The organism is Methanosphaera sp. WGK6 (assembly GCF_001729965.1).
GTDB lineage: Archaea > Methanobacteriota > Methanobacteria > Methanobacteriales > Methanobacteriaceae > Methanosphaera.
This window is the reverse complement of the sequence record NZ_JRWK01000018.1, coordinates 1-17,963: the sequence shown is the minus strand read 5'-3', so window position 1 is coordinate 17,963 and position 17,963 is coordinate 1. Positions and strand designations below refer to the sequence as shown.

23 protein-coding genes and 1 pseudogene are annotated in these 17,963 nt (G+C 26.3%); 10 read left to right on the top strand and 14 right to left on the bottom strand.

All coding sequences use genetic code 11. The features are described 5' to 3' along the window. The 4 genes and pseudogenes from NL43_RS08315 to NL43_RS07695 form a co-directional block, all read left to right on the top strand. A pseudogene (locus tag NL43_RS08315) lies at positions 1–397 on the top strand (DUF1211 domain-containing protein); the annotation flags it as partial. Between the two features lie 118 nt (positions 398–515). Continuing rightward, complete coding sequence (locus NL43_RS07705) at positions 516–866, top strand: DUF2085 domain-containing protein (RefSeq protein ID WP_371325650.1); 351 nt, start codon at positions 516–518, stop codon at positions 864–866. Then, positions 863–1,501, top strand: a complete 639-nt coding sequence (locus tag NL43_RS07700; RefSeq protein ID WP_069593473.1) for a hypothetical protein — start codon at positions 863–865, stop codon at positions 1,499–1,501. The genes NL43_RS07705 and NL43_RS07700 overlap by 4 nt, the downstream gene beginning before the upstream one ends. Before the next feature lie 280 nt (positions 1,502–1,781). Continuing rightward, positions 1,782–2,552 carry an SDR family NAD(P)-dependent oxidoreductase gene (locus tag NL43_RS07695; protein ID WP_069593472.1) on the top strand — a complete coding sequence of 257 codons (771 nt, stop codon included), beginning with the start codon at positions 1,782–1,784 and terminating at the stop codon, positions 2,550–2,552. 74 nt (positions 2,553–2,626) lie between these two features. Here NL43_RS07695 and NL43_RS07690 read toward each other — a convergent pair whose 3' ends face one another. Continuing rightward, positions 2,627–3,274 (bottom strand): HAD family hydrolase, encoded by a 648-nt coding sequence (locus NL43_RS07690; RefSeq protein WP_069593471.1) that lies wholly within the window; start codon positions 3,272–3,274, stop codon positions 2,627–2,629. Between the two features lie 126 nt (positions 3,275–3,400). Further along, positions 3,401–3,637, bottom strand: coding sequence for a hypothetical protein (locus tag NL43_RS07685; protein WP_069593470.1), 237 nt, complete (start codon positions 3,635–3,637; stop codon positions 3,401–3,403). A gap of 291 nt (positions 3,638–3,928) precedes the next feature. Between NL43_RS07685 and NL43_RS07680 the strand changes: the two genes are divergently transcribed. Further along, a complete protein-coding gene (locus tag NL43_RS07680) occupies positions 3,929–4,159 on the top strand; it encodes a FeoA family protein (RefSeq protein WP_069593469.1) in 231 nt (76 codons plus the stop codon). Positions 4,160–4,308: 149 nt separating this feature from the next. Continuing rightward, positions 4,309–4,659 carry a hypothetical protein gene (locus NL43_RS07675; RefSeq protein WP_069593468.1) on the top strand — a complete coding sequence of 117 codons (351 nt, stop codon included), beginning with the start codon at positions 4,309–4,311 and terminating at the stop codon, positions 4,657–4,659. A gap of 43 nt (positions 4,660–4,702) precedes the next feature. Here NL43_RS07675 and comB read toward each other — a convergent pair whose 3' ends face one another. After that, positions 4,703–5,407: a 2-phosphosulfolactate phosphatase gene (comB, locus tag NL43_RS07670; RefSeq protein ID WP_069593467.1), complete on the bottom strand. Its 705-nt coding sequence runs from the start codon at positions 5,405–5,407 to the stop codon at positions 4,703–4,705. 229 nt (positions 5,408–5,636) lie between these two features. Here comB and NL43_RS07665 point away from each other — a divergent pair, with 229 nt between their 5' ends. Together NL43_RS07665 and NL43_RS07660 are read left to right on the top strand one after the other, a co-directional pair. After that, positions 5,637–6,893 carry a stage II sporulation protein M gene (locus NL43_RS07665; RefSeq protein ID WP_069593466.1) on the top strand — a complete coding sequence of 419 codons (1,257 nt, stop codon included), beginning with the start codon at positions 5,637–5,639 and terminating at the stop codon, positions 6,891–6,893. A 101-nt stretch (positions 6,894–6,994) separates the two neighbouring features. Beyond that, positions 6,995–7,783 (top strand): TatD family hydrolase, encoded by a 789-nt coding sequence (locus NL43_RS07660; RefSeq protein WP_143741340.1) that lies wholly within the window; start codon positions 6,995–6,997, stop codon positions 7,781–7,783. A 129-nt stretch (positions 7,784–7,912) separates the two neighbouring features. Here NL43_RS07660 and NL43_RS07655 read toward each other — a convergent pair whose 3' ends face one another. From NL43_RS07655 to NL43_RS07640, 4 genes are all read right to left on the bottom strand, one after another. After that, positions 7,913–8,608, bottom strand: coding sequence for a DUF4013 domain-containing protein (locus NL43_RS07655; RefSeq protein WP_069593464.1), 696 nt, complete (start codon positions 8,606–8,608; stop codon positions 7,913–7,915). A gap of 4 nt (positions 8,609–8,612) precedes the next feature. Further along, on the bottom strand, positions 8,613–8,828 hold the full coding sequence (locus NL43_RS07650) for a helix-turn-helix transcriptional regulator (RefSeq protein WP_069593463.1): 216 nt from the start codon (positions 8,826–8,828) through the stop codon (positions 8,613–8,615). Between the two features lie 149 nt (positions 8,829–8,977). Further along, complete coding sequence (locus NL43_RS07645) at positions 8,978–9,529, bottom strand: DUF4013 domain-containing protein (protein ID WP_069593462.1); 552 nt, start codon at positions 9,527–9,529, stop codon at positions 8,978–8,980. A gap of 16 nt (positions 9,530–9,545) precedes the next feature. Further along, on the bottom strand, positions 9,546–9,737 hold the full coding sequence (locus NL43_RS07640; RefSeq protein WP_069593461.1) for a helix-turn-helix transcriptional regulator: 192 nt from the start codon (positions 9,735–9,737) through the stop codon (positions 9,546–9,548). Positions 9,738–10,184: 447 nt separating this feature from the next. On the opposite strand from NL43_RS07640, the gene NL43_RS07635 reads away from it, so the two are divergent. Together NL43_RS07635 and NL43_RS07630 are read left to right on the top strand one after the other, a co-directional pair. Next, the gene (locus tag NL43_RS07635; protein ID WP_084790467.1) at positions 10,185–10,523 is read left to right on the top strand and encodes a helix-turn-helix transcriptional regulator; all 339 of its coding nucleotides are present in this window, start codon (positions 10,185–10,187) and stop codon (positions 10,521–10,523) included. A 24-nt stretch (positions 10,524–10,547) separates the two neighbouring features. Next, complete coding sequence (locus NL43_RS07630; protein WP_069593460.1) at positions 10,548–11,492, top strand: hypothetical protein; 945 nt, start codon at positions 10,548–10,550, stop codon at positions 11,490–11,492. A 7-nt stretch (positions 11,493–11,499) separates the two neighbouring features. Here NL43_RS07630 and NL43_RS07625 read toward each other — a convergent pair whose 3' ends face one another. The 7 genes from NL43_RS07625 to NL43_RS07595 form a co-directional block, all read right to left on the bottom strand. Further along, positions 11,500–12,870, bottom strand: a complete 1,371-nt coding sequence (locus NL43_RS07625) for a hypothetical protein (RefSeq protein ID WP_069593459.1) — start codon at positions 12,868–12,870, stop codon at positions 11,500–11,502. A 104-nt stretch (positions 12,871–12,974) separates the two neighbouring features. Continuing rightward, a complete protein-coding gene (locus NL43_RS07620) occupies positions 12,975–13,595 on the bottom strand; it encodes an energy-coupling factor ABC transporter permease (protein WP_069593458.1) in 621 nt (206 codons plus the stop codon). A 285-nt stretch (positions 13,596–13,880) separates the two neighbouring features. Next, complete coding sequence (locus NL43_RS07615) at positions 13,881–14,993, bottom strand: aldo/keto reductase (protein WP_069593457.1); 1,113 nt, start codon at positions 14,991–14,993, stop codon at positions 13,881–13,883. A 103-nt stretch (positions 14,994–15,096) separates the two neighbouring features. Then, the gene (locus tag NL43_RS07610; protein WP_069593456.1) at positions 15,097–16,236 is read right to left on the bottom strand and encodes an aldo/keto reductase; all 1,140 of its coding nucleotides are present in this window, start codon (positions 16,234–16,236) and stop codon (positions 15,097–15,099) included. 67 nt (positions 16,237–16,303) lie between these two features. After that, positions 16,304–16,936: a sugar O-acetyltransferase gene (locus tag NL43_RS08510; protein ID WP_084790466.1), complete on the bottom strand. Its 633-nt coding sequence runs from the start codon at positions 16,934–16,936 to the stop codon at positions 16,304–16,306. Positions 16,937–16,945: 9 nt separating this feature from the next. Beyond that, complete coding sequence (locus tag NL43_RS07600; RefSeq protein ID WP_069593455.1) at positions 16,946–17,491, bottom strand: flavodoxin family protein; 546 nt, start codon at positions 17,489–17,491, stop codon at positions 16,946–16,948. A gap of 11 nt (positions 17,492–17,502) precedes the next feature. Next, positions 17,503–17,841: a hypothetical protein gene (locus NL43_RS07595; RefSeq protein WP_069593454.1), complete on the bottom strand. Its 339-nt coding sequence runs from the start codon at positions 17,839–17,841 to the stop codon at positions 17,503–17,505. Between the last annotated feature and the right edge of the window lie 122 nt (positions 17,842–17,963).

The window sequence follows — 17,963 nt, the reverse complement described above, 5'->3', positions numbered from 1 at the left end:
AAAAATTAACAAACTAACTGATTCAGTTGTATGGAGTAGTATTATAGGTGTTTTCATAGTAACATTTCTTCCATATACAACAGTAATGGTTATGGAAAACTTTAACAACTTCTTTGCACAACTATGCTTTGGATTAATATTTTTCATATCCCACTTATATTACATAATTCAATCAGCAATTATACGAAGAAGTGATCCTGCAAATATAGCACTACAAGTATACTTAAAAAATGGGATGAGATACTCAGTATATGAATTAATAGCATTTATAATAATATTTATCATTGGATATTTATTTTACCCACCAATCATTATATATGGATGTTTATTTGTAATGATGCTCTGGTTAATTGCAGACCAATATGTACCAACACTTAGAGAATATTTATCCCACTAAATACCTCTTTTAAAAAAACATATTTAATCCACTTAATTTTTAAAATAACAAATAATATAAACTTATATACTATATAAATTCCAAATATTTACCGAAATATATATATATGGATAAATTTATGATTAAGATGAAACTAATAAACTATATCTGCCACAGAAAACCTGAGAGAAGCTTTTTTATAGGAAAACATCAATTCCCCGTATGTGCACGCTGCACAGGCTTCTACACAAGCCTAATTGTATACTACACATACACATATTACTTTTTTGTTAACTACAGCAAACAATTAATAATATTCTCAATAATACTACTACTTCCAGCATTTCTTGATGGAACAACACAACTACTATATGATAGAGAAAGTAATAACTACTTAAGACTTATCACAGGACTACTTGGAGGATTAGGTTTAGGAATCATCATAAAAGCAATAAAATATTATATATTTTTATATGGAGGATTAATATGAGATTAAATCTTAACTCTGATGGTAGAAGTGATAAAAAGAAAATCATCGGAATTATTGCAGCAGTATGCTGTTTAGGAATAATTATAATGGCAGTAATGGGTGGAGGAACAAGTGATCAAAATACTGCACCAACTACAACAAATGATACAGACACAAAAAATACTACAAGCAATACTGCTGATAATACAAATACTCGAATTAATGCTAGTGGGGAAAATATGACATTTTTTGGTATGGATACAGAAGTAGGATCTAAAGGTTATCAATTTGCTACTCGTGATGAAAATGGTACTATGTATTACATGGATTATGATACAGGCATGTTAGTTGCAAAATGTGATCCAAATACATTGAGCATTGTTAATTGGGATTTAAAAACTACTAGTGAAGAAGGTTTACAATACAGTGGAACTACAATTGGAAGTAGTGGTATAAATCATATTTTAACTAATCAACCTAGAGACCATGAAAAAGTACAATTCTCATATCCTAGAGGAGGTAATTTTGTATTTACTTACCATACAGAAAAATTATTATATAATTCTAACGCAAGAATTATTGATAAAGTATATTATCCTAATGGTGTTGAGATAAAAAAAGATGATTCCAACACTAAAGAGTATTCTTTAAATTAAATCAAAATAGAATATTTTTTCACCATATTTTTCTTATTTTTCTTATTTTTCATAGTTTTTGGTCTTCTTTTTTTTATATTAATTTTTTAATTTAATTATATGCTTATTTTTCTTGTTTTATTTGTTTATTTTGTTTTTGGAGTATAATTATTGTCATTATAAATCATGATGGATACCGAAAACTATAATAATAAATCATGATAAATATTGTAATAGAAGTTAAAGGAAATTAATTTCCGATATTAATTTAATTAATACATAAGTTAAGGAGAATAAAAATATGAAAAATTATTTTGACATTAAAGATAAAGTAGCAGTTGTAACTGGATCATCCTCAGGACTAGGACTTCAAATGGCAAAAGCATTAGCAAGTCAAGGTGTAAAATTAGCATTATTTGCTAGAAGAGAAGAAAGATTACAAGAAAACAAAAAAGAAATTGAAGAAGAATTTGGAACTGAAGTAATCTATGCAGTAACTGATGTAACTGATGTGGAAAATATTCAAGAATCTGTGAAAAAAGTTGTAGACCACTATGGAAGAATTGATATATTAATCAACTCTGCAGGTATGGGAAATAACAAAATGGTTATGGATCAACCAACAGAAGAATGGAGACAACATATTGAAGTAGACCTTAGTGGTGTATACTACTGTTGTAAAGAAGTAGGAAAAGTAATGATTGAACAAAACTATGGAAAAATAATTAACATTGGTTCAATACATTCTAGAGTAATCTTCCCAGGAGGAGGAATTAGTGCATACTCTGCAGCAAAAGGTGGAGTAATGAATTTAACTAAAAACTTAGCAGTTGAATGGGCAAAATATAATATTACATGTAATGCAATTGGTCCAGCAGTATTTGCAACTGAATTAACTCAAGAATCTGTAGATATGGATGGATTTATGGACTTAATTCAAGCATACTGTCCAATGGGACGTCTTGGAGAACCAGGAGAACTTGATGGTTTAGCAATTTATCTTGCATCTGATGCTTCTAGTTTCTGTACTGGACAATTAATATGTGTAGATGGTGGATGGACTGCTATATAAGTTTTTAATCTACTATAACTTTTTATTATCACCTCAATAAAAGGAAACATCCTATCTTTTATTTTTTATTTTTTTTAGAGAATTAATTCTAGTAGTTGGGATGGTTTATCTATTGCTTTTATTATATATTTATTTTTATAGTCATTACTTGTTCCTTGTCCCCATGTTACTATTACACAATCAATTCCAGCATTTTTTGCGGTTTTTATATCTGTTTGTGTATCTCCTATGTATATTGCATCTTCTTTTTTGATTTTATGTTTTTCTATTATGTTTAATAGGTCAGTTGGGTCTGGTTTGGATGGTGTTTTTGGATTGTATCCTTTGATATCTGTGAAGTTAATATCTTTTAAGTGTTTTTTAGTGTAGTTTTGTATGTTTTCTGTATGTCTATTTGAATTTATTGCTATTTTTATGTTTTTTTCTTGTATTTTTTCTAGGAGTTCTTGTATTCCAGGGTATGGTTTGGATGCTTCATCAGGTATTGTTTTTGTTAGTTTTTCATAGGTGTTTCTTAGTTTTTTTATGTTTTCTGGTGTGCTGTTGTTTTTTAGTATTTTATCCATTATTTGATTTATATCTCCTCCTACTGCTTGTTCATACTCTGTGTATGTTAGTTGAGGAAATTTTTCTTGTTTTAGTGTTTGGTCAAGTCTTTTTGCTACATCAGGCATTGTATTGTATAGTGTTCCATCAAAATCAAATATGCATATTTTTTTCATTAGTTGTACTCCTTATTTTATTTCTTGTTATTGTATATTTATCTTTGATTTGGTTGTTATAATTTAGTAAATGTTTTAAAATAAGTGTTTTGAATTATGTTATAATGGAGGTGATGGGGATTTTTTTTATAATCCTGGTTTAAATCCGAATATTTCTTGTGCTAGTTTGAATGATATTTTATTTACAAATAGTGTTACTAGTAGGTATGCTACTAGCCATCTTATTGGCCATAGTTCTAGACATACTACTAATGGCATTCCATTGGGTAGTGCAAATATTAGTGGCATTAATAGGCTCATGAAGAAGCTTATGAAGAATGCGATTGGGTTCCAGAATATTTTTTTGAGTTGTTGTTTATTCAAGTGTTGTTCTCCTTTTTTTATGTTTTTGATTAATTTTTTTTTATCTTATTGATAGTTGATTGTTTATATTATTTATAAATGTTGTTTATTTATTGTTTGTTTATTTGTTGTTTTTTGATTTTTTTTAAAGTATTTCCTGTTTTTATGTATGAAATATTTATATATCTTGGGGGGTATAGTATATATTATACCTATAGGGGTATAAGTATAATAGGTTGAAATAATTATTAAAAACAATAAAATAAAACAAAGAATTTTATTTTCACAACTAATAAAAAAGGAGTAAAAAAAATGACTAGAACTGCAGATGATTTAAACTTAGGAGAAACAGGAATCATAAAAAAACATAAAGTAAAAGGATCACTTGGAAAACATCTAAGAGAAATGGGATTAGTAAGTGGAACACCAATTAAATTCCAAAGAAAAGCACCACTAGGATATCCAGTAGAAGTAAAAATACAAGGCTTTTCATTAGCACTTAGAAAAGAAGAACTTAAATCAATTGAAATAGAAGATGAATAGAAAACTTTCCTTAAACTCTTTTTTAAAAGAAATACTACCTCTACACCAAATATAAATAAAATACTTTATTCTAAAAAAAATAAAAAAGATTAGATAATATTAAAATCAAAAATAATACCAGTACAAAAAAAATAAAAGAAAATGGTATTATGAATAATAAAAAATTAACACTGAACAATCTAGGCTTTAAAGAAGAACTACAATTTATAAAAAACTATCATAAGTACTTACTAGAATATTGTATAGAAAATGAAATACCCTATGATGGACAAATAGCAGTGAAAATAATTAAATTAAATGAAGATATAGATTCTATCCTAGAAAATCCTGAAAAAGTAGTAACACCAGGTGATATGAAACTACTAATTAAAATAGCTGAAGGTAGAGTATTTCTAGAAACAACAGAATTATCACCAATATATAATACAAAAAATACACATGATATACTACGAATACCAAGATATAAAATGTATCATGTACTTGAACATCATGGTTACTAAAAAAACCATGCATCTATCAAATTATAAAAGAAATATAGTTTAGTTATAACTTAGTAATTTGACCATCATCATAAATAGATGCAAAATCAATTGTATTTATTTCTTGACAAATTCCCACATCATCCCCATAACCTAAACTAACTAATCTCTGTCCACTTAAAGAATTTTTAATTAATTGTACTGCTTTATCAGTATTATCAGTTAATAATTTAGCAGCTAATGCAGATTCTTCTAATTTTATATCAATATCTAATTCTTTACTAATTTCTATTATTTCCTGTATTATTAAACCTACACCTATTGCATCTTCTATTGTAAATTCCTCATGTCGACCAGCCATAATTAATTCAATCTCATCTGTTGCAAGTTCTATTGCTTTTTGTGCTACAGCTTTTGCATTGATTGCTGTTCCAACAAGTACTTTAACATTATTATTTCTCATCTTTATGGATTCAAGTACCTTTGTTCCATTGGTTGTTTTAAGCACTAGTACATCAGCACTCTTTTCTTGTACTGCTTTTGGAGAATTTGATATATCAAAGCTTTCTGGAACTTTTAAATCTTGTTCTCCTGCAAGTATTGCATCTTCTGTTTCTTTTATTTTAAGTGCTTTTTCTTCATTATTTACTGGAATTACTTTGTTGAATTTTTTAAGTGCTACATTTATTGTTGTACTTGCCCTTAGTAAATCTATAACTATTGCAAGATCATTTGTTGTGGAATTAAATAATGATACTTTTATTTGCATGTTTTCACCAAATTTCTATAATAAATTCTATTTTGTTAATTATATATTAAGTTAGTTATATTTTCATTTACTATAATTATTATTTACTTGTTTTTTTGATAATTATATATACTTTATTTAACTAATAATATAATATAAAATGTACAAATATTATACATTGATTAGTATATTATAGAAAAAAAGATTAATAGATTAATCTTAACATACAAACAATAAGAGGAGGAATCACATGGTAGAAGAGGATATAATTGAACTTTCAGATGATATTCTTGAAATAGATTCTGTAGATATTGAAGATATAGAAAATAATGAAACTATAACACAAGTTAAAACCTCTATAAAAAAAGAACAAATAAAACCAGAAATAAAAGAAAAAGTAGAAGATAAATATGCTGTGAAGAAAATTATAAATGACAAAACAATAGAAGAACAACAAAAACGAAAAGATGAAAAAAGTATATACACCAGAATTAACAATATAAAAGATAACCTAGACTTCAAGGCAGATAAAAAAATCTATGATAAAAAAGTAGTATCTGACATTAATATATATCTTGTAACAACAATACTAGCAGTACTCATATATATTGCATCAGCATGGACAGCACAAGTTAAAATGCCAGACATAATGGATATAGAACTACCCCTTGTAGTAGTATCTACACTTATCATAACATTCTTTGCAGAAAATAATTTAAAGAAAATCATATATCCAGTATCAATAATTGCAATACTAGCTGTATACATACAAGTTAATCCAACATATGCATTTATAATAATATGTGCATTTATATCACAACTATTTATAGACTGTGTTAATCATACATATACAAATATCTATGACTTCCAATTAGATAAGAAGTTTCAACTAAATGAAGATAATAAATCCATAAAAAGATACATTATAATATATTTCCATAGAATAAAATATCATATACTTCTATCATTAACTATATTACTAGTATTCATGTTACTAGGATACTTCTACCCATCAGTATTCCAGTCATTAGTACTTCCAGGAATACAACAAATGCAACAAGGAGTACAACAAGGAACAGTAACATTATCCACAAACTACCTATTCATGAACAATTATAGTGTAGCTATAAATATGTTTATTGGCGGAGCATACCTTAGTGTTACAACAATATATTTAATAATATATAATGCATTATTTATTGGATACATGGGATCTACTCTTCCAATAACCTACTTCCTATCATATACACTACCACATGGAATTGTAGAATTAGCAGGAATAATACTTGCGGGAGCTGCTGGATTTAGAATAACACAAGCAATACTAAGAATACTTAGTGGATTTTCTAGAAATAAAAATGCATCCTTTAAAGACCACCTATTTAGTGGACTTAAAATGGTAGTAGATGCTATAATACTTATGTTAATTATTGCAGTACTACTTTTTATAGCAGCATATATTGAAGCAAACCTTACTATTTCCATTGGAAGTGCACTACTTGGATAACCTCCAAAACCCTACTTTTTTTTAAAAAAAAATTCTTATTTTATTCCAAAAACTAAATATTAAAAAAAATATAATAAAATTATAGAAAATAGGAAACACATATTATGGAACTTATAGATATAGGTCTTAACTTAATGCATAAATCATACAGTAAGGACAGACACAATGTTATGAAAGAAGCAGAGAATGTTGGAGTGACAAAGGCTATTATCACAGGTAGTAGTATAGCCTCAAGTATTAGTGCAGCAGAATATGCAAGTAAATACCCAGGAGTACTCTATTCTACATGTGGTGTTCATCCACATGATGCAAAGACATGTGATGAATATACAATAGATACCCTAAGAAAACTTGCAGTAAATGATTGTGTAGTAGCTATAGGGGAATGTGGACTTGATTATAATCGTAACTATTCACCACAAAATATACAACGTAAATGGTTTGAAGAACAAGTTAAACTTGCAGAAGAACTAGATATGCCAGTATTTCTCCATGACAGAGAAGCATATGATGATTTTGCAAAAATACTTAGAAAACATGAAAATGTAGCTAAAAGATCTGTTGTACATTGTTTTACAGGAACCAAATATGAAGCTGAAGACTATCTTGATCTTGGCTGTTATATTGGTGTAACTGGCTGGATTTGTGATGAACGTCGTAACCAAGAACTTCTTAAAGCAATAAAAGTTATACCACCAGAAAAGCTAATGATTGAAACTGATGGACCATTTCTTCTTCCAAGAGATTTCAAGACAAAACCTAAAAAGAATCGTAATGAACCAAAATACCTACCACATATATTAAATAGAATTGCTAAGGAAATGAATATAAACCCTGATGAACTTGCAGAACATGTGACAAGAAATACTAAGAAATTCTTTAATATATAAAATTCCACTTTAATTATTTTTTTTAAAGAAATGCTAAATTTTTATTAGAAAAAAAAAGAATAAAATGTTTAGAACTTTAGGATTCTAAACTTGAATTTGTTTTTAGATTATTATATATTTTTAAAATTTTTATCTAATATTGTATATTAAACCAGTTATTCTACTGTTAAATACTAGTATATATGGAGCTACAATGAATGAATATGCTAGTGAACATAAAAGTGATGTTGCTATAGCTAGTATGATTGCTGGTCCTGATAATATGCTGTATATTGAAATTCCTAAAAATAGGAATATTATTAGGGAAATTAATGCAAAGTACACTGTATTTATCACTAAATTTATTATAATCATACCTAAATAGAATTCTAGGTATTTGAAAATACCAATGGATCGTATTATATCTATTACATCATTAGTAAATGCTGCTTTTATATCATCATTATGATTTACCATGTTAGCTATTCCAACCATGGATAACATGTCAAATACTATGAATGCTATTAGTGCTATGATTATTAGTCCAGATACATATTTTATAGAGATTAATGTTAGTAGTATGGGTATTAGTAAGTATACTAGTTTTATTAGACATACTTTGATTCCATCTACTATCATTTTTTCCCAGTTGTCAAAAGATGGTAATTTTTCATCACCATTAATCATTCCATTTACTGCTGTTTTTATTACTCTGTATTCATATCCTGTAAGCATGAATAGGGGAATTATTAGAAAGCTTAAGAATACCATTATTCCCATTATTATTAGTGTTTTTACATCTTGAACACTATATTCAAAAGCATCTTTATAAATATCTAATATCATTTTTTTAGTCCTCATTATCTTCATTTTCATCTAATATAAACACATCTTCTATATGTTTACATTCTAATATTTTAGTTATTTTATATGCAACCATTAATGATGGATTATATCGCCCATTTTCTAAGACATTTATTGTTTGTCTTGTAACACCTGTTTTGTCTGCTAATTCTTGTTGACTTAAATTTAATGCTTTTCTCAAATAGCTTATGTTTGTTTTCATTGTGTCACCTTTTTTTATTAATACTTGTTTAAGAAATACATTATGTAAAAAATATATTACACCAAGTATTTAAATATATCCTTTCACCTACACAAATTTTATAAAAAAATTTTAGTTCTATAAGAAACTAATCATAAATATAGTAATTCTTATTTAATATTATAAATTAAACCTGTGGCTCTACTATTAATCATTAAAATATATGGTTCAATAATAAACTGATAAGATTTCATTTTATTAGTAATACTCATGTTAGCTATGGCAATCATGAATAATATTTTCATTAATACATATATTAATATAGCAGGTATACATAGTAATGGTCTATTTATTGATAAGTAGATTAAAGTTATTGGAATTATATGGTATATTATTTTAATTATACTTACCTTTATTCCATCAATCAGCAGTTTCTTATAATTATTAAATAATGGTAATTTGTCACAACCATTAATTAATCCATGTGTTGCTGTTTGAATTATTCTATAATTATAACCTTCTATGAATACTATGGAAATTATTGATAAAACAATAATTATTCCAAATAGATTTATTCGTAGATTACCCTTGAAATAGATTATATTGTATAACATGAGTATTGATAATACTGCAAGTAACATAGTGGGTATTCCTAGAGTTAATATTGTTTTAATATTTTGAGTATTGTATTCTAACGAATCTTTATAGATGTCCAATATCATTGTTTACACCTTTTTTTTATTCAAAAAATACTTCATCAATATGATTACAATTTAGTGCTTTGGTTATTTTATGTGCTGTTAGAAGTGTTGGTACATATTTTTCATCAATTATTGCATCCCATGTTTTTTGAGAAATATTTATTTTTTTAAGTATTTGTTCTTGATTTAAATTTGAGTTTTTTACGAAGTAATTAATTTTTGTTTTCATGGTTATCACCACCAAAATAAATGTAAAAAATATCTTACATGTAAGAAATATATTACATCTACTATATAAATGTTTTTCAAAAAATAACCATAAAACATATATATTAACATATATTGATATATACATAGTTATTTAGATAAAAAAATAAATGAATTAAAAAGTAATAAAAACACCCAAAACACGAAATATTACATTTAATTCAAAAAAAACTACAATAACTACATAAAATTAATAAAAAGTTAATTTTTAAAAATAAAACAAATTTTATCCTATGAACTCTAAAAAACACGAATAAAAATTAAATTTATTTATCAAAAATAAAATATTTAACCTTTAAAACAATAAAAGGTTATTTATTTTTCTTCAAAAACCACACCTAATTTTATAAAAATAAAAAAACAAATATAAACATAATATTCAACAATTTTTATAGGATGCTAAAATAATATGAATCATGAAGAACTAAAAAAAGAAAATATAAAAGAATTAACGGAGTTAAACCAAACACTTCCAACAACAGAAGAATTTGAAGAATACTCCGAAAAACTAAAAGCACTATCCGATCCAACAAGACTAAAAATAATCTACCTACTCGGAAATGGACTAAAATGTACATGTGCAATACAAGAAGTACTACAAAAACCACAATCAAACATATCACACCACCTAAAAATACTAAAAAATGCAGGATTTATAACAAGTGAAAAAGAAGGCATATGGGTATACCATGAATGCAATCCCAAAATCCTCAAACTAGTAGATGCACTAATCAAAGAAATAAAATAAATACCATCCAAAAACTTGATTACTATGACAAAGACAATCTATTGTTCAAACTGTGGTACAAAAAACAACACACAACAAACACATTGTAAAAACTGTGAGGAATACCTTCATAACTTCAAAGAAGAAACAAGACAAATAAACAATATAACAGAACTCTTCACAGAAAAACACTATCACAACCTAACCGATAAAATACTAACAATAGAAGCATATGAAGTAATAATAGAAAACATAATAACAACGGGTGAAAACAAAATAATCTACAAAAAAAATATGTCCCCTCTAGAACGCATAACAGCAATCGCAGAAGCCTACACAAAAGTAATCTACAAAAACAAAGGAAACAATTATGGAGAATATGCATATAACATACTCTGTATTGACCAACAATTTGACCCAGCAATACAAATAGCAACAATACTCCATGAACTAACACACCACTTATTTAATGAAATAATTAAAGAAATACTAATGTACATCTGGAATGTCAAGAAAACAACAATGCTTGACTCATTTGTCCAAACAATACTAACAATACCATCACTATTACTCATAAGTGAATACTGTGCAAGTAGCACAGAAAAAACATACCTTCCCGAACAATACGTGTCATATTCTTCATTCAACAATATATGTGAACAAATAAATTACGATAAAACAATAATTCTAAGAGGATTTATAATTGGAAAAAGCATGAGTGAAAGTATAATAAAAATATTAGACTCATTTATTGATAAAACACTATATGAAGAAATAAAACAAGAATTTAAGAAAAATAAAACAAAACCAATAGCAAAAACAATATGTACACAAGATACATCAATAAACAATCCAATACTTAGAAATGTTTACTTAATGAACATACTAATAACAAGTTATGAACTAAGTAATGATAAAGAAGTACATAAAAAATTAAACAAAAACAAGGAATACTTTGAAAAATCATATGCAAAAATTCTGAAAAAATAAAATATAATTACAAATCATTACATAAATCATATAATTCAAAATTCATATTATTAATATCATCACCATTAAAACATCTTAAAAGATAATTAAAACAAGTTTTCCTATCAAAAATAAAACTAGCATTATCTAAATTATCATAAGCATTAAAGAAATAATTTTTAAGATTGGATAAACTCAATGACTCTTTTTTCAATAGGTTAATCAAATAACTAGTAAACTCATAATCAATAGGTTTTAGTGATTTTGAAGAATAATTTTCACTAAGTCCAATAATAAACTTCATAAATAATGTTTGAATCCACTCATCAACCATACCCATAGATTCATAATAATATGCTTCTAAATCAAATGTAGATAAATACTCAACAAATTGATTATTTTCCCTAAATTCTAGTCGTTTAGTCTTAATAAACAAGACCATCACATTACCTGATTTTTCATTATTATTGTATATTTCATCAAATAATACTATATCATCAACTACAGAATTCTTAAAATACTCATCATACAATAAAATATAATTATTGTCTTTTAAGAATTGTTCACCATACCTTGTTAACAAATAATGATTTACCCGTCTATCACTACTTATTTTATTAGTTCTAATATCAAGTACTGCTAGTACATCCATAACTTTATTATAAATTTTATGATCCACTTTAAACTCCAATAAGCCATTATTAATTAAACTATGCATAACACCCTGTGAATCATTAATATCATATCTAGCACAAATACTTGTTATATTAGATATATTATCATGTTTTTGAATATAATTAAGTACTAAAACATTAGTAAATAATACATTTAGATGATTTTTTTTAATTTGAATATCATATAATGATTCTAAACTTATATTATCCAAAATATTTTCTTCAATAATCATATGCTTTTCTTCAAAAGTTGTTTTTTCAATTGTATTATCCAAATTAATCTTTATAATATCTCCTGGCTTAATATATGATGCATTTATACTAGATAATAAGTCAAATAATCCTATCTTTGGAGTACATTTACTTCCACAATGACTGCAATATTTATCAATAGGCAATATTGGTAGATTACATTCATCACATGTTAATTTATTATCTTCTTGATTATGTAAAAAGAGTAAAATATCTTTGGAATAATTATAACTATAATTTCCACATGTTTTTTCAGCAGCTAGTTTGTTTAAAATTAGATTTAACCTATCTTCAATATGTTCTGATGTTAATTTTCCTGATATTATTTCATCATTTAGTTTAAGTTTAATAATATAACCATCCGTTTCTGTTAAATTTAATTCATCAAGTGTATTTTTAAAACTACTTGATAACTCATTTAATCCAGTAATTTCATTAAAAATAGTTAATGCTTCATTATTATCAGAAATCATATTATAATTTTCCATTATAGTTAATTAAATATTATTATATTAATTAATCTAATTAAACTTTATTAAAAAAAAATATAAAAAAAGAGTTATTTAATAACTAAAAACTAGTTATCATTCATTACCGGTACTAATTCTGGTTTAACTTTACTGAGTAATCTCATTACAAGAACAGTTGCAATTCCCTCAAGTATACCTACAAATATTTCTACAGGAACTATAGTGTATAATCCATAAGTAATAGGTAGTGTTCCAGCTACAGCATATTCAATTGCTACAATTAATCCAATAACTGCTACTGCTCCAAAACCTGATGCAAATAATGCAATATCCCTATTAATTTTATGTAATATGTGATATATTCCATATGCTAGTAGTGGTGCTATTATTGCAAGGTTAAGTAAGTTTATTCCAAGTGTACTTACGCCACCTTCTCCTAGAAATGCTTGTATTATAGTTACAAACATGTAAACTATCATAGATGTTTTCACATCATATAAAGCTATTATTGCTATTAATGATAAATGAATACAAGCCAAAGGAATTATAGGTAATTCTATAAATTGAACTATTACTGTAGCTACCACAAATAGTGCTATTAAGGGTATATTTTTCTCAGATAATTGTTTTCCACGTGCATTGTAGAATACATATACAAGTAATATAATTGCTATTATTGCATAGATTATTAGAAAATTAAATGGAATTATTCCATCAGGCACATGCATATTTTTCACTCCAAAAATTCTTATTTATTAAATCAAATCAATTACGCTTTAATTAACGAATAAATTTAAATTTATACTATTAATTATATTCTAAGTAATATATAAACTATCTATAGGTATAGGGGTACTAGTAGACATTTAAATTAAAATAGAATATGAATTATAAAATTTTAAATGAAAAAATGCTCATATGATAAAATAATAGAATAAAGAAAAAATATTATAATAACAAAAGAAAAAAAAATTGAAATATTACCACAAGCCATAATGATTAATTATTCTCCACTATTCAAATAATTGTCCTACTTTATCCAAATTATCAGGAATATTTAATTTTTGTGGACAATAATCTAAACATTTATTACACTTTAAACAATCTGATGGTTTTTTATGATTTGAATCAGAAACATAATTCCTATAATACATTGCAATCGAATGAGATTGGTTCAATAATTTCTGAGTATTATATAATTCAAAAAACTTGGAAATATTAATATTAGCAGGACAATTATCTATACAATAATTACAAGAAGTACATTTAATAGCACTAGTATCATTAATTATATCTACAGCTTTGTTTAAAATATTAGATTCTTCTTTGCTTATTCCTTTAAAGTTATCTACTGTTGAAATATTATCTTGTAAATCATCCATATTTTTCATACCACTCAATATTACAAGAACATTATCTAATGAAAGATTAAATCTCATAGCCCATGAAGCAACACTCCTAGTTTCATCATAATTTTTAAATAATCCTTTAACATCATGTGGAACATTAATTAAAGCCCCACCCTTTAAAGGCTCCATTATAACTACTTTTAAGCCATGTTTACATACAATATCATAACAATTTCTAGCTTGAATATTCTTATCCATCCAGTCAAGATAATTAATTTGTAGCTGAACAAATTCTATTTCAGGATGTTTAGTCAATATATTATCTAGAAATTCTGGAGTATCATGACAAGAAATACCAATATGTTTAATTTTTCCACAAGCCTTCATATCTCTAACAAACTTAAATGAATCTATATCAGTAAACTTTGAAACATGTTTTGTAGATACGTTATGTAGCAGATAATAATCAAAGTAATCTACACCACAACGTTCTAATTGTTCCTCAAATACATCCTGCATTTGACTAGTAGATTCAAGATCAAATATAGGTAATTTATCTGCAACAACAAATGAATCTCTAGGATATCTATCTACAACAGCTTTTTTAAATGATTTTTCACTATTTCCTTTTAAATAAATATATGCTGTGTCAAAATAAGTAAAACCACACTTCATGAATAAATCTACCATTTCATTGAATAATTCCTGGTTAATACTAGAAACATCATCTTCATCAAGTAATGGTAATCTCATTAATCCAAATCCTAACTTTTTCATAAAAATAATACTCCTATAATTATTATATTTATTAAAAATAGTTATTGAATTTAATGAAAAATAGAACAAAGTAAAAAAAAAGTGAAAATAAAGAATAAAATAATTATTCAGTATTAAATCCATACATTGGTGTTTCAAAGATTTCAGCTGCTTCTTTAAGATATTTTGGTATATCTAGTTCTTGTGGACAATGTTGTTGACATGCACCACATTCTATACATTCAGATGCTAAGCCAGTTTTTTCAAGTTTAGAATAGTTAAGATATGCATTACCTATTGGTGTGAATACTTGATGATCTATCATTTCTTGGTTGTATAAATCAAATATATAGGAAATATTTATGTTTTTAGGACATGAAGAGATACAGTAATTACATTTTGTACATGGAACTGTAATTTGACTGTTGATTATATCCACTACTTTATCAATAATTTCTAGTTCTTCATCATTTAATGGTTTAATATCCTCAAAGAAGTCCATATTTTCTTCTATTTGTTCAAGAGAACTTGCACCTGAAAGTACCATGAATACATCATCTAATCCTGCTACAAAACGAAGAGCCCATTCAACAGGTGATTGTCCATTATAGTCCCTCATTAATTTTTCAGCTTCTTCAGGTACATCTGATAAAAATCCACCTTTTAATGGTTCCATTACAATTACAGGTAAATTATGTTTACGTGCTACTTCATAAACTTTTCTTGATTCTACTGCTTCACTTTCCCAGTCGAGGTAGTTCATTTGTAATTGTATGAATTCCATTTCAGGATATTGATTTAATACATTGTCAAGATATTCTGCATTTGCATGTGATGAAAGACCAAGATGTTTAATTTTTCCTTCTTTTTTCTTTTCAATTGCAAATTTAAATGAATCTACATCAATATATCCTGCTTCTGATAATCCACTTACATTGTGTAATAAGTAATAATCAAAATAATCCACACCTAGTCTTTCTAGTTGTTCACTGAATATTGGTTCTAATTGTTCTTCCTTATTTATTGCAAATATTGGTAATTTATCTGCTATTATGAATGAATCACGAGGATATTTTTCAACAACTGATTTTCTTAGTGCTACTTCACTTACACCATCATGGTAGGGGTATGCTGTATCAAAATAAGTAAAACCTTTTTCCATGAATACTTCTGCCATTTTATTTACTTGTTCTTGATTAACACTTTTTGCATCATTTTTATCTGTTTGAGGTAACCTCATCATTCCGAATCCCATTTGTTTCATAATCTCAAAACTCCTTATTTTATAAAAACTTCTTAATTTTTTTTTATTAAATTAAAAATTCATTAATTTAATCATTATCTCTGATTATTCTTGCAGGACTTCCTGCTACTATTTTATTATTTGGTACATCTTTAGTTACTATACTTCCTGCACCTATTACCACATTATCTCCAATGGTAACTCCTGGTAGAATTATTGTATTTGCACCTATCCAACACCGTTTACCTATTTTAACGGGTTGTTTTGTATTTACAAATGTATATTCTATTGAATCATCATAGTTACCCTTTTCATCAATATATGTGTATTTTCCATCATCAATTTCATCATCAATAGGTCTTATTCTTTCACGAGTAGATACTGGATGATTTGCACATATAACATTGACTCCAGGACCAAGTAATGTATAATCACCTATTTCAATTGTATCTGTATCTAGAAAGTTACAATTATTATTTATGAAAGCATTTTTACCTATTTTAATATTTGATCCTATATTACAATAGAATGGTAGTAGTACTTCTGTACCTTCACCTATTTCTCCAAATAGTTTATTTAGTAATTCTTCTTTTTCTTCATGTTTTGATGGGTGAAGATTATTTATTTCATATAATAAATTTGCACATTTTGAAAATAATTCACCCCATGTCCCATCATTTAATTCTAGTGGTCCTTTTACTGACCATGTTTCATTAGACATTTTAATTACCTATATATTTTCTCCAAGAGCATATGCTTCTTTCATAAATTTTGTACCATTTACATCGCCTTCTTCCCATACTCCTGTTGCAAGAACCATTCCTTTTTCTACAGGATTTGGCATACAGTCAAGGAATCCTCTAAAGTCTTCAACTGCTCTTTCAAGGTTTGTTTTATCTGCTGTTATTCCAGGTATTATGTAATAGCATTCTTTGTTTTCTAATTGTTGATATCTTGGAGTCATTCTATCAATTACTGTTTTCATTTGACCTGTTATTGTGTAGAAGTATACGGGTGATGCAAATACTATTATATCTGCTTTATCTAGTTCATCTAATATGTATTTCATATCATCATCAAATGCTAGACAGTATCTTTCATTTTGTTTGTAACATTCACTACACCCTATACAGTAGTTAATGTTTAGGTTTTGAATTATTATTTTATTTATATTTACATCTTTTGTTTGTGCACCTTTTATGAATTCATCACAAAGTATGTTTGTATTTCCATTTTCTCTTGGACTTCCCATTAGTATTACTATATTTTTAGACAATTAATCACCTATTATTCTAGTTGTGTTTCTAGTAACTTTTTTTCAAGTTCTAAAAGTTTAATTTCCTTATTATATGTTTCTTCTTCATGATTTTTTGATTCTATTAAATTTTTCATCAATATATCTATTTTTTTCTGACAATCTGCTAATGCTTTATCTCTTTTTTTAGTTATTTTTGCTATTTCTTCATCTATTTCAGTTATTCTTTGTTTTTTATTAGAAATATTGTTTAAATTTAATTCTTCATCCATTGCCTTATCTAATAAATCTTGTAAGTTTAATCCTTTTGCTTTCACCATATCCATTTTTTCTTTGTTAACTTTTACACAAGTACATTTGTTAAATTCCATATTCATTTACCTTTACATTATGTTACATATATACATATGACTAATTTTATAAGTATATATATGTTTAATCTAAGATATAAATATTTTTCAAGAAAAAACATCACAACACCACTATATTTTTT